The sequence below is a fragment of the Selenomonas sp. AE3005 genome (assembly GCF_000686945.1).
Taxonomy (GTDB): domain Bacteria; phylum Bacillota; class Negativicutes; order Selenomonadales; family Selenomonadaceae; genus Selenomonas_A.
In genome coordinates, this window is sequence record NZ_JMME01000005.1 from 166,939 (window position 1) to 180,254 (window position 13,316).

General features: G+C 51.1%; 11 protein-coding genes and 1 riboswitch. Of the genes, 8 read left to right on the plus strand and 3 right to left on the minus strand.

What is annotated here, in order from left to right; translation table 11 throughout:
- Nucleotides 1–19: 19 nt before the first annotated feature.
- The 7 genes from DL94_RS0105005 (at nt 20) to DL94_RS0105035 (ending at nt 6,227) form a co-directional block, all read left to right on the plus strand.
- Nucleotides 20–586, plus strand: coding sequence for a peptidylprolyl isomerase (locus tag DL94_RS0105005; RefSeq protein WP_028129206.1), 567 nt, complete (start codon nt 20–22; stop codon nt 584–586).
- Nucleotides 576–842, plus strand: coding sequence for a GIY-YIG nuclease family protein (locus DL94_RS0105010; protein WP_028129207.1), 267 nt, complete (start codon nt 576–578; stop codon nt 840–842). The genes DL94_RS0105005 and DL94_RS0105010 overlap by 11 nt, the downstream gene beginning before the upstream one ends.
- 4 nt (nt 843–846) lie before the next feature.
- On the plus strand, nt 847–1,695 hold the full coding sequence (locus DL94_RS0105015; RefSeq protein ID WP_028129208.1) for an undecaprenyl-diphosphate phosphatase: 849 nt from the start codon (nt 847–849) through the stop codon (nt 1,693–1,695).
- Nucleotides 1,696–1,756: 61 nt separating this feature from the next.
- On the plus strand, nt 1,757–2,395 hold the full coding sequence (gene pth / locus DL94_RS0105020; RefSeq protein WP_028129209.1) for an aminoacyl-tRNA hydrolase: 639 nt from the start codon (nt 1,757–1,759) through the stop codon (nt 2,393–2,395).
- Complete coding sequence (locus DL94_RS0105025) at nt 2,376–3,629, plus strand: radical SAM family protein (RefSeq protein WP_028129210.1); 1,254 nt, start codon at nt 2,376–2,378, stop codon at nt 3,627–3,629. The genes pth and DL94_RS0105025 overlap by 20 nt, the downstream gene beginning before the upstream one ends.
- 18 nt (nt 3,630–3,647) lie before the next feature.
- The gene (gene nagA / locus DL94_RS0105030; protein WP_028129211.1) at nt 3,648–4,799 is read left to right on the plus strand and encodes an N-acetylglucosamine-6-phosphate deacetylase; all 1,152 of its coding nucleotides are present in this window, start codon (nt 3,648–3,650) and stop codon (nt 4,797–4,799) included.
- 210 nt (nt 4,800–5,009) lie between these two features.
- Entirely contained in the window at nt 5,010–6,227 is a 1,218-nt protein-coding gene (locus DL94_RS0105035; RefSeq protein WP_028129212.1) for a PAS domain-containing protein, read from the plus strand.
- A 662-nt stretch (nt 6,228–6,889) separates the two neighbouring features.
- Here DL94_RS0105035 and DL94_RS0105040 read toward each other — a convergent pair.
- From DL94_RS0105040 to DL94_RS0105050, 3 genes are read right to left on the minus strand one after another with little or no spacing between them, the layout of a single operon-like run.
- Nucleotides 6,890–7,471, minus strand: coding sequence for a lipid-binding SYLF domain-containing protein (locus DL94_RS0105040; RefSeq protein WP_028129213.1), 582 nt, complete (start codon nt 7,469–7,471; stop codon nt 6,890–6,892).
- 15 nt (nt 7,472–7,486) lie between these two features.
- Nucleotides 7,487–10,681: an efflux RND transporter permease subunit gene (locus tag DL94_RS0105045; RefSeq protein WP_028129214.1), complete on the minus strand. Its 3,195-nt coding sequence runs from the start codon at nt 10,679–10,681 to the stop codon at nt 7,487–7,489.
- Between the two features lie 13 nt (nt 10,682–10,694).
- Nucleotides 10,695–11,885, minus strand: coding sequence for an efflux RND transporter periplasmic adaptor subunit (locus DL94_RS0105050; RefSeq protein ID WP_028129215.1), 1,191 nt, complete (start codon nt 11,883–11,885; stop codon nt 10,695–10,697).
- A gap of 255 nt (nt 11,886–12,140) precedes the next feature.
- Nucleotides 12,141–12,227: riboswitch (SAM riboswitch) on the plus strand.
- Between the two features lie 82 nt (nt 12,228–12,309).
- On the opposite strand from DL94_RS0105050, the gene DL94_RS0105055 reads away from it, so the two are divergent.
- The gene (locus DL94_RS0105055) at nt 12,310–13,302 is read left to right on the plus strand and encodes a hypothetical protein (protein WP_028129216.1); all 993 of its coding nucleotides are present in this window, start codon (nt 12,310–12,312) and stop codon (nt 13,300–13,302) included.
- Nucleotides 13,303–13,316 lie beyond the last annotated feature (14 nt).

Sequence of the window (13,316 nt, forward strand, 5' to 3'; positions counted from 1 at the left end):
GAGAGGGGAATTTTGTACAATGAAAAAGATATTGATTATGATGCTGGTGTTAATGACAGCACTTACGGCTGGCTGTATCGCCGGCGGCAAAGATAATGGAGGCAAAAAAGTGGCTAATCGCATTGCAGTTTTTGAAACCAACAAGGGAACCTTTGAAATCGAACTTTTTGAGGACAAGACGCCGATTACGACGAAGAATTTTATCGACCTGACGGAAAAAGGTTTTTACAATGGCGTTATTTTCCATCGCGTGATTGACGGCTTTATGATTCAGGGCGGCGACCCGGATGGCACGGGCATGGGCGGCCCGGGCTACACCATCGAAGATGAATTCCTGTCTGACCTGCAGTTCACGGGCGAAGGCATTCTGGCTATGGCCAACACGGGTATGCCCCACACGGGCGGCAGCCAGTTCTTCATCACGCTCGATAAGACTCCCTGGCTCAACGGCAAGCACACCATCTTCGGCAAGGTTGTGAAGGGCATGGACGTTGTCCGCGCTATCGGCCACAGCGAAACGGATTTCCGTGACCGTCCGCTGGAAAAAGTGGTAATGGAAAAAGTAACGATTAAAAATGCCGAGTAAGGGCGAAAACTGTACCTACATTTTGGAGTGCAGTGATGGCAGCTTTTACACAGGCTGGACAAATGACCTGGAAAAACGGGTCAGGACGCACAATGCAGGCCGCGGGGGTAAATACACCCGGGCGCGCCTGCCTGTGCGTCTTGTCTATTTTGAGACTTTTGCCGATAAACGGGAGGCGCAAAGCCGGGAATGGCATATTAAACAGCTGACTCATGAGCAAAAGCAGAAACTGATAAGTAATAGTGAGAGGGAGTAGTACGGTGGATTTAAGCATAGTGGAACTGCTGAAAGTAGTGGTTCTCGGTATCGTAGAAGGCTTGACGGAATGGCTGCCGGTATCCAGTACCGGCCATATGATTCTGGTGGATGAATTTATCAGGCTCGACGTCAGCAAGGATTTCATGGATATGTTCCTGGTGGTAATTCAGCTTGGGGCAATCCTCGCAGTTGTGGCCTTGAACTTTGAAAAGCTCAATCCCTGGTCCAGTTGGAAAACGCGGCAGGAAAAACGTGATACGGTAAGTCTTTGGTGTAAGGTTATCGTGGCCTGCGTACCGGCGGCCGTAATTGGATTGGCTTTCAATAAGTACATGGAAGAACATTTTATGACGGCACCAGTAGTGGTGACGACACTTATCTTCTACGGGCTGCTCTTTATCTGGATTGAAAACTACAACAAACACCGCCGGCCGCGGATTAACGATTTGGCCAGACTTGACTACCGTACGGCGTTTATTATCGGTATGTTCCAGGTGCTCTCGTTAGTGCCGGGAACCAGCCGTTCCGGGGCGACCATCATCGGTGGTATCCTCTTTGGCACCAGCCGTATCGTGGCTGCAGAGTTCACTTTCTTCCTGGCTATCCCCGTTATGTTTGGGGCGAGCCTCCTGAAAATGGTAAAATTCGGCCTGCACTATACAGGCGCGGAAATCGTTATTCTGGTGGTAGGTATGGTGACGGCCTTTATCGTTTCCATCATGTCCATCAAGTTCCTGCTCAGCTATATTAAGACCAACGATTTCAAGGCCTTCGGCTGGTATCGCATCGTACTGGGCATTGTCGTTATCGCTTATCTGTTCCTGGTGGGCGACCCCACGGCAGATAAATAAGCAGACAGAAGTTTTAAAGGGCCTTCCCTCAAGGGGAAGGCTATTTTCTTAGGAGGACGTTATGAAAATAATTGCAGGTCTGGGCAATCCCGGCAGTGAGTATGCCGCTACCAAGCACAACGTGGGCTTTATGCTGGTGGACGCTCTGGCTGACAAGCTGGGTATAGATAGCTGGCAGGATAAATTTGACGCCAAGGTGGCGCAGGGCTTTATGGGCACGGAAAAGATTTTGCTTGTTAAGCCGCTGACTTATATGAATGAAAGCGGCCGGGCAATCGGGCCGCTGCTGAATTTTTACAAACTGGAGACAGAGGATTTAATCGTTGTCCATGATGATATGGATATCCCGGCTGGTACTGTGCGGATTCGTAAAAAAGGCAGTGCCGGCGGCCACAATGGCATTAAATCCGTCCTGGCGCATGTGGGTGATGAACATTTTGCCCGGGTGCGGATTGGCATTGGCCGTCCTCTGCCGGGCTGGACGGTGGTCAATCATGTACTGGCCCCGTTTACGGACGAGGACAAGCCCAAAATCAAGGAGGCCATCGACTACCTGCTGCCAGCTGTCGAGTGCATTGTAAAAGACGATGTGGATATGGCCATGAATAAGTTTAACCCTAAGAAACAGAAGAAAAAGAAAGCTGTGGCCGGAGAGGAACAGGCGGAAGGAGGCACGGAAAATGTCGCAGAAAACAAATGAGCTGATTACGGCTGTCTATGCCGATGAGGACGGCAATATCTTGGACGCGCCCGGTATGCAGGGCATGGGGCGCACCGGCCGGGAGAACATTCTCTTAAAGCCGGAGGATTTGATTCCCCTGCCGGAAAGTGCTGACCTTATGCTGCTGCCGGACCATCTGGCTGTGGGAATGGCCAGTGACGGTGAGGTTATGCCCATCAGCGGTCTGGCGGTGGCTGCTATTCTGCCGGCTGGCTACACGCGTCTTTATATGCCTGCCTATGAACGGGCAGAAGAGGCTGAGCGTCTGCCGCTTTACGGCTACACGGCTGTGGTCGTCTACAAGGACGAACTTTACTGTGCGGCGGTCTACACTGATGAAAATGACAAGTGGGACCCCGTGCATTACAATACGAAGGAACTTAAAAATCTCGTCAAGCGTACGAAAAAGGACCTGCCGGGCAACCGCATTGTGGAGCAGGTCGCAGGCTGTTCGCTCAAATGGCATTGCTGCACGGCACAGAACCTTTTCTACCGCCGCTGGGAGTGCGGGATTCCGACCTCTCCTGTCTGCAATGCCAACTGCTTTGGCTGTATTTCCCTGCAGCCGGCGGAGTGCTGCCCCTCGCCGCAGCAGCGCATTACCTTCCGGCCGACACCGGAGGAAATTGCTGAGGTTGGCGTGTACCACCTGCAGGTGGCCCCGGACGGCATTATCAGTTTCGGTCAGGGCTGTGAAGGTGAGCCGAGTCTGGCCGCAGATAATATTGCGGCCGGCATTAAACTAATCCGCCAGCAGACCAGCAAGGGGCAGATAAATATGAACTCCAACGTGGGCTGGACGGAAGGTGTAAAGAAAATTGTCGACGCTGGCCTCGATTCCCTGCGCGTGTCCATTATCAGTGCCCGTGAAGAAGGCTATGACGCCTATTACCGGGCCAGCTATCATCTGGCCAATGTGAAGGAATCCATTCGCTATGCACTTGACAAGGGCGTTTATGTATCATTGAATCTCCTGTATTTCCCCGGCTTTAACGACCGCGAAGAAGAACTGCAGGCCTGGCAGGAATTTTTCCGGGAGCTGCCGGTGCAGATGATTCAGGTGCGCAATCTCAATATTGACCCGGACGCGTTCCTCGATATCATGCCGGAACCGCAGGGCAAAGCCGTAGGGACGCGCAAGTTTATCGAAACCCTGCATGCCGAGTTCCCCCAGCTGGTTATCGGCAGTTTCAGTCATTATGTAGAAGATTAAGGAAGAGGCGTTTAGCTGATGTTAGCAATTAAAAACGGCAGGTTTATCGTGCCCGGGGCACAGGGAAATTTTGTTTTCCGCACGGATGGGGCGTTGCTCTGTGACGGTGAAAAGATACAGGGCTTTGTGCCGGTGCAGGATATTCCGGAGGCGGCAGAGGTAATCGACGCGCAGGGGCAGTACGTGGCGCCTGGCTTTATAAATGTGCATATCCATGGCTGTGCCGGTTATGACACGATGGACGCTGATATGGACGGGCTGGTGCAAATGGCCAAAATGCAGGCCAAGACCGGCGTTACGGGCTTTTTGCCCACGACCATGACCTGCAAATGGTATCAGGTGGAGGACGCCCTGCTGACCTTGCGGGAAACGATGAGAAGTCAGACGGGCGGCGCACGGATACTGGGCGCACACATGGAAGGCCCGTTCATCAGCCCCGCGAAAAAAGGCGCGCAGGCCGAGGAAAATATCCGTCAGGCTGATTACAAACTGGTAAAGCCGTGGGAAGATATTGTAAAAATCATTACGCTTGCGCCCGAAGAATTGCCGGACAATACGTTTGCTGCCAAGTGCCGGCAGGCCGGGATTATCGTGTCCATCGGTCACACGGCGGCCGATTACGATACGGCTGTTAAGGCGGTGAAGGAGCAGGGAATCCATCATTTTACGCACGTGTATAATGCCATGACAGGCTTTACCCATCGCAGCCCCGGCGTGGTGGGCGCGGCTTTGGATACGGACGCTGCTTGTGAGATTATCGCTGACAATGTGCATTCTCATCCTATGGCGCAAAGACTTTTATACCGTGCCAAAGGCGGCCATAATATCGTTTTGATTACCGACAGCCTCAGGGCCTGCGGTTTAGGTGACGGCCCTTCGGAACTTGGCGGTCAGGAAGTCTTTGTCAAGGGCGAACTGGCAACGCTGAAGGATGGTACCATTGCCGGCAGCGTGGCGACGATGAACCGCTGTGTTAAAATTTTCTGGGAAAACACTGGCGCGCAGCTGCCACAGATTATCGAAATGGTGACAAAGACACCGGCCCAGGATTTGTCGCTGTATGAGGAAATTGGCTCATTGGAAAGCGGCAAACGGGCGGATATTGTAATCTTTGATGAAGATGTGCAGGTAAAGCAGACGATTATCGGCGGACGTTTGTTTCGTGGCTAAAGGCGCGGCTGACGTTCAGCTGGCGGCCCTTCGCTGAGATGCGGAACTAAAAATATTTTCTTTACGTTCCGCACCTCGCGCTGCTGTCCACCAGCTGACCGTCAGCCGCTTAGTGCGAGCTTTTATGAGTAACTATTGCAACAGACACAAGGGTAGTATATTGGTTATAATGAGGTTACATTTTTAATATGTTTGTTGAAGGAGTTGCACATGAAGAAGATAGATTTTTACCTGACTGTTGCGGAATTAGTAAAGGATAATCCTGAAGTGAGGAAGATTTTGTCGGCCTTGGGTATGGGCAAGTTAATCACTCCGGAGGCCCTGCAGGTAATGGGAAATATCATGACCATTCCGCGGGCGGCTGTTATACAGGGAGTGGCGCTGGCAGATGTCGTGCAGGCGTTTACGGACGCAGGTTTTGCGGTAGTAAATGGCGAGCCGTCACCGGCAGAAAACTTGACTTGTCAGTTGACGAGTCAAGTTGACAGGTCAATTGGGCTGCCGCAAGGGCACCCTGTCAGCCTGCTGCGGGCGGAAAATGCCGGGCTGGGAGCAGTTTTGGACAGTATTGCGGCACAGTTGAGCGGCCGTGGTGTGCCTGACGCTGCCATTGTTATCAAGGCTTTGCAGGACTTTAATGGCGTGCGTGCCCATTATGCCAAGAAGGAAGAACTGCTGATGGCGCAGCTGTATAAATACGGTGTAACGGGGCCGTCGCAGGTAATGTGGGACGAGGACGATGAAATCAAAAAGGAATTGGGGACGCTTACCCGTGCAGTTATGGATGACGCTGACAATGTACTCATCTATAAGGGGCGCATTGCCGCACTGGTGGAAAAGGCACGCGGCATGATGGCCAAGGAGGAAAAGATTTTATTCCCCTTGTGCCTGCGTTTTTTCACGGCGGAAGAATGGAAAAAAATCTATCGGGATTTCCCGGAAATGGGCATGGCTTTTGTGGAAAAGCCGGCGAAATGGGAAGAAGGAGAAAACTGGGCGGCGGACGAACTGGGTAAGGTTAAGGGGCTGGATATTCTGGCAGGAAAAATCCTTTTGCCTACAGGCGAATTGACTGTCAAACAGTTAAGCGCGCTGCTTGCCCTGCTGCCGCTCGATTTGACATTTATTGACGCGGAGGAAAAACTACGGTTCTTTATCAACGAAGGCCGGGTATTTCCGCGTCCGCTGGCGGCTTTAGGCCGTGATGTCGCAGAATGTCATCCGCCGCATATTGTACCCGTGGTGCGTAATCTCGTGGCAGATTTCAAGGCGAAAAAACGCAGCTCACTCGAAGTCGCCCGTTATATCATGGGTAAGCCCATCTTGGTGAAGTATATGGCGGTGTATGGTGATGACGGGGAATATATGGGGACACTCGAGGTCGTGCAGAACTGCGAGCATATACTGGAAAAATTTGGACAGCAGTGAAGAGGAAAATTGCTGTTTGAAGGTCAAAGAGTTCTTAAAAGTATCCCGTTCATACGTGCATGGGGTTCACGGGGGAGTAATTTTTCTGCCTCCGCTAAACGACACACTTCGGAAAATATCATTGTCCAGTTACCTGCGCCGGGCAGGCCAACGGCGCTCCTTTCAGCGTAGTTGCTTAGCTGCGTACTAAAGTGTGCCGGCCTTCGCTGCGCTCAGGCAGTCGCTCCCCGCATAAAAATCACTCCCCCGTTCGCCCCCACAAGCGGTCTGTACTGTTGCCACGAACTCGTTGCTCCCGCAACAAGAACATCGATGTACTTGTTACCTGTCACTGCGAAAAAATCATTTTAAACGGACGTTTCTTAGGGCGGAGGTGGTGATGCTTTTCGCAGTGTAACGACTGTCCGAACGTAGTGAGGACTGGCCCACAAACAACAGTCACTGTATACTATGATGAATAATCGCGCCGCTGGCCTGCCCGGCGCAAGGTCGCTAAAAAGCCTAGTCATTTGCTGGTGGGACATTTAGTGAAACAGCGAAAAGTATTACCACCTCCACCCGATTGAGCTGTAACAAATAAAAGTAAGCACGAACTAACCATCAAACTGCAATAAAAAAGAATCCGTTGACATTTTCGTCAACGGATTCTTTTGCTTTACATATCAGTATTGATTTAATTTCTTATCGGCGTAAATCTTTGTCCCATTTATGGAGGCCTCTAGCGCCAGGCCTTTTTTCGTCATCTGGTATACCCAGACGCCGTTGGCGGCAATGGAGGCACCTTCTATGGCACCGCCGGCCTCGCCGTCGCTGGCGGAGGCGTCAGCGGAGCTGGCGAATTTGATATCGCCGGCGATAAAAGCATTCCAGGCCTTTTCCGTGCCAATGACGAAAATCAGGTCGTATTCTTTAACGCCGAGCCCCAGACCTACACCCATTTCCTGCATACGCATATAAACCTTTTCACCGGTATGATTGTTCACGGCCAGGCCGCGTCCGTGGGCACTGCCGAAGAGTCCTAGTTTCATACCTGTGTTGCTTAAAGTCGCATAAGCGTAGCAGCTGTTGATAACATTTTCGGCTGAGGGAACTTTGTTATAGAGACGGTGCAGGGCCTGTACAGACAGATTGTCGATTTCGGCCCGTTCTTTGTTGATTTTCTCCTGACTGGTCGCCGCAAAGGCGGTGGCTGTCAGCATACAGACCAATAATGCTGCCGTCAGCAAGGTTAGTATTTTTTTCATAAGCATACACCTCAGTTATTCATTTACAGTGCTCTCCGGCAACGGTGCAGGGGCTTTTTTCTTACCGGTAAGTTTCATAGCTACCCAAGCAACGACAACGTAGAGTACCGGAATAAGGAAAATACCCAGACAGGTTGCAAAGAGCATACCACCGACAACGGCCGTGCCCATGCTGTTTCTGGCAGCGGCGCCGGCACCGTGGGCCATGGCCAGTGGCAGACAGCCGATGATGAAGGCCAGGGACGTCATGATGATGGGCCGCAGGCGCAGGCCGGCAGCCTCGATAGCTGCTTTTACCGGTTCCATGCCCTGGTCTACACGTACCTTGGCAAACTCGACGATGAGGATGGCGTTTTTAGCCGCCAGGCCCATAATCATGATGACACCAATCTGCATGTAGACGGTGTTCTGCAGGCCGGGGTTAAACTTGCCAAAGCTGAGCTCGAGCATCAGCAGGGCCAGCTGGACGAAGAAGGCACCGAACAGGCCTGTGGGAATCGTCATAAGTACGGCGAAGGGCACGCTCCAGCTTTCGTAGAGAGCTGCCAGACAGAGGAAAACAAACACAATGGCTAAGCCCATAACCTGACCGGTGGAATTAGCGGATTTCTTTTCCTCGCGGCTCTGACCGGACCATTCGATGTTAAAGCCGGCAGGCGCGGTGGTCTTTACTACTTCTTCCATGGCAGCGATGGCCTGACCGGAGCTGTAACCGTCACCTACACTGCCCTGAATACTGATACTGCGCGTACCATTAAACCGGGAGATAATGGAGGTGGAGGTCGAAAGTTTCGGCGTGAGCAGGCTGTCCAAAGGAACCATGTTGCCCTCGCTGTTGCGGACATAATTGAACTTCAAGGCCTCTTTTTCGCTGCGGTACTGGGTATCAGACTGCATTATAACCTTGTAGTTGCGGCCGAACTGCATGAAGTCATTGATTTGGCTGCCGCCGTAATTTACCTGCAGGGCCGTAAATACATCAGAGAGATTTACACCCAGCTGTTTAACCTTTTCACGATTCACATCGAATTTGCAGATGGGGGATTCAATGGAATAGGTGGTATATACGTTGGCCAGTTCCGGCCGTTTATTGGCTGCTGCCAGGATTTCCTTGGTGATGTTATCAAGTTCCTTGTCCGTATGACCGGTCATGTCCAAAAGTTCCATGCTCCAGCCGCCGACCATGCCTAAGCCGGGCAGTGACGGAGTCGGGAAGGCCATAACCTTGGCCTCCGGATGATTGGCCTGCAGCTTGTTGGCTTTGATGACAATCGGGAATATGCCCAGCTCTTCACTGGTTCGCTGGCTCCAAGAATCAAGACTGACAAAGAAGGTGCCGGCATTGGCCTTGTTGCCGTTGGACAGTACATCAAAACCGGCAATTTTCATGACATTCTTGACACCGGGAATATCACTCAGCTCGGTACTCATTGTATCCATGGTCTCCAACGTACGGTTTAGGGATGTGCCCTCGGGCATGGTAACCGAAACGAGGAAATATCCCTGGTCCTCATCGGGGACAAAGGTCGAGGGGAGCAGTTTGAAACATACACCGGCCAAAACGCAGATGACCAGTAGTGAGGCTACGCTGACCTTGGCATGGTCGATAAACCAGCCCACTTTTCCCGTGTAACGGTTCTGAGTGCGTTCAAACCAGTCATTGAAACGGTCAAAGAACCGGTCAAGAATGTTTTTCTTCTTGTTCGGGTCATGCGGTTTCATTAACAGCGCACATAAAGCCGGCGTCAGCGTCAGCGCGATGAAAGCCGAAAGCGCCATGGAAACGGCAATGGTCAGAGCGAACTGGCGGTAGAGAACACCAGTCGTGCCGCCCAAAAAGGCACAGGGAATGAATACTGCCGACAGCACGAAGGCGATGGCCACAACCGGCCCTTGTACTTCGTCCATGGCAACTTCGGTGGCCTCGACCGGCCCTAAGCCGTCTTTTTTCATGTGGGATTCCACATTCTCGATAACGACTATGGCGTCATCGACGACGAGGCCGATGGCCAGTACCATGGCAAATAGTGTCAGCGTGTTGATACTGAATCCGAGCACGATGAAACTGGCAAAGGTACCTACCAGGGAAACCGGAATAGCCAGCACCGGAATGAGTGTGGCACGCCAGCTCTGCAGGAAGAGGAATACAATGAGGATAACCAGCATCAGGGCTTCTTTAAAGGTATTTACAACTTCCTTAATGGATTCGTTGATATATTCCGTATTGTCGATAACCGGCTCAAACACGAGGTCGTCCGGGAATTCCTTGGCGGCCTCCGCCAGTACCTTTTTGACTTCGCTGATAGTTTCCACGGCATTGGCATCATCCGTCAGCTTGACACCAAATCCGGCACAGGGAGCACCATTGGCATCGGCAACCATGTTCGTGGACTTGGCACCTGTTTCTATACGGGCAACATCCCGGAGAAATACATAGGAGCCATCCGGTTTGGCTTTTAAGATGACATTGCCAAATTCCTGCGGTGTGGTAAGTCTGCCCTGCACACTGCCGGTATACTGTTTTTCCTGATTGGCTGGCGTGGGCATTTGGCCGATAGTACCGGCCGGGGCCTGCACATTCTGTTCGCGGATGGCCCGTTCCACATCACCGACGGTCAGACCTAAATCAGACAGGCGGTCGGGATTCAGCCAGACGCGCATGGCGTATTGTGAACCAAAAGTACTAACGTCACCTACACCTTTGATACGTTTGAGCGCGTCAATGATGTAGATACTGGCATAGTTCATGATAAAGGTACGCTTGAATGTCCCGTTAGGAGAATAAATGGCAAACATGTAGGACATATCACTGGAGGCCTTTTTGGTCGTAACGCCTACAGTCTGCACATCGGAAGGCAGGCTGGAAGTGGCAATGGAAACATTGTTCTGCACCAGTACCGCGTCCATATCACCGTTGGTGCCCAGGTCAAATTTTACATCAAGATTGTAAGAACCGGTATCATCGGAACTGGAATTCATGTAGGCCATGCCCTGTGTGCCGTTGACCTGCTGCTCGATGACTTGCGCTACCGTCTGGTTAATGACGCTGGCATTGGCCCCGGTGTAGATGGTGCTAACGTTGATTGTGGGCTGGGTAATCTGCGGATACTGGGCCACGGGCAGGCTCAGACCGGAAATTACACCCAGAATGACGATGATAATCGAGATAACGATGGCGAAGATGGGACGATGAATAAAGAATCGTGACACTGTCCTCGCCTCCTTACGATTTATCCGTGATTTCTGTTGATTCCTTAGTGGAGAAACCCATATCCTCAGGTGTCACCATGGTGACGTCAATTTCCTGTCCGGCGCGCAGGCTGGTCAGACCTTCCACTATGACGACATCAGAGGGGGAAATTCCCTTCTCAATAATATAGTAGCTGCCTACTTTTTCACCGAGCTTGACGTTTTTGGAGACGGACTTGCCATCTTCACCGACAACCAGCACAAAGGATTCATCCAACAGCTGCTGTACAGCACGCTGGGGAACAAGCAGGGCGTTGTTCGTCTTGACACCTACCAGATGTACCTGCACGAACATGCCGGGCAGCAAAATTCCCTGCGGATTGGGGATGGTGGCCTTGATGGTCAGGGAGCCGGAGTTGGTGGACAAGGCTCTGTCGGCAGTAACGATATCGCCTTCAAAGGGATATTCCTTGCCGTTGCTCAAATTGATTTTGACCTTGGGCAGCGGGGTATTATCATGGCGGATATCCGTGCCTTTTTCCATAGCGTCAGCCAAAAGATTAAGGTATTCTGTTTCACTGACACTGAACTGGATATTGATGGGGTCCATGGTGCCGATGGTGACAAGGTTAGTCGAACCGGCAGTGGCATACGTGCCGATGGCCACATCATCCACAGATACGCGGCCGCTCATGGGAGCGTAAACAACTGTATCATCAAGATTTTCCTGTGCCTTGCGCACGGCGGCGCGCTGCGCGGCCACTGTTGACAGATGGCCTTCCACATCGGAACGCTTGTTGGTGAGCGTCTGCTCCGATACAGCTCTGTCTACCCACAGCCGTTCATAGCGGCCCAGTTCCTCCTGAGCATTCCGCAGATTAGACTCGGCTTTGCTGAGTTCTGCCTGTGCGGAAATTACGGCCGTCTCATACTGCCGGGAATCCAGTTTGTAAAGCGGCTGACCGGCGTAGACATAATCACCGCCATTGAAGTACTTTTCGATAACACTGCCTGATACCTTGGAATGTACATGTACTTCTTCTTTTCCTTGCAAATGGCCGGGATAGCCGAAAGCTATAGGCGTATCCTGCCGCAAAACCTGCATGGCCTTGACGGGCGTCTTGCCGGCCTGCGGAGCTTGCTGCGGTCCGCAGCCGCCTACAAAGACGCTGGCCAGCAGCGCTGTGGCAGCAAGTATACTGCCAGCTTTTTTCCATGAATACATATATTAGTCCCTCCCTCAATAATATAAAGACTGTCTAAAGGATAGGAGCCTGCAGTATATACAGAATATTATTAAAACTCCTTAAATTATAGACATACTAATATTTTTGAATTTCAACAATAAAACGCTAATTCCTGCTATGGGCTGTAGATTTTGCCGAGTAAAATGGCAAATGAGGCAGCCTGGCCTGTTCCTGCCGCGCTTGCCTTAAAGAAGGGCATCTTGACAGTGGAATTATGAGATGATATGATGAAACTACCATAGAGAGTGCGCGAGGGACAGTCCCGATGACCGCACAGCAACCTACCGGAGGGCAAGGTGCTAAGGACTGAACGATGGGTCATGCTTCTTTAAGAGATAAAAGGCTCATCGAAACGATGGGTCTTTTCTTTATGAGTAAAATCATAAAAGGAGCGGACAACTCATGGGAAAGGAAAATAGGTATATCTATGAAGTGAAGGCAGAGGCGTTTCTCGTTTACGACAAATCACTCTGCGAAATGGATTCCCCTTTTGTGCAATGGCTGAGGTCAGAGGGGTTCAGCTATGCAGGGAGGGATGGAAATTATGGCATATGCAGCTGGGCTTATGTCAACATCACCCACAAGATGTATGCATATGGCAAGCCATTTATCCCTATCGTAAAGGAAACAGGAAACCATGCCATAACGATTGATGAATTCAAAACCATTTATGCCATCTACAAAAAATACGAAGGGAAGAAGATATTCAGCTTTGGCGATGAGCAGGATGAGGAAACTGAGGAAACCTTGGAGATGAAAGACCCTTATAAGCCTAATGTACTGAATATGTTAAAGTTTATATGGGAATTGAAGGACAAGCTGAATCAGGAGGAAAGAAAACTCTGCGAACTGAAACGGGACTACACGCTGGAGGAATTCAGGGATGTGGTTGCAAAACATATGGGGAAAATAGAATTCTTTCAGCAGACGGCAGAAAAGGCTGGCGTTCCCCTGGACCAATATTGCAGGGAATATTTCGACCGCAAGCAGGTGACAGCCGCAAATAGGAACGAGAGTGTTCGGGAGTATTACAGGACTGTATTGAAGAACAGGAGTCTTTTAGAGGATTGTGCGGAGAACCTTGCTCGTAATTGGTATGCGGCAGAAATGAATTACACGCTGGAGGAATTCAAGGCAGCACTCGCCAAGAAAATGGAGAAATATGGCGAATTCCAATACCAAGCCAAGGAACTGGGTATCCCCCTCGACAGATTTTGCAGGGCTTATGTGGATTACAAGGAGGCGGAGGACGATGATAAGGATGTTCAGCATTCTTATGAGGACCTCTTTTCCAGTGGACACTCTTTTGCCTATCTGGCAGATAATCTGGCCTACACCTGGGATATGATAGGGGATAGAGTTTCAGGCGAGAAAATCTCGCAATACTTGAAATAGGATTTACGGGCAGG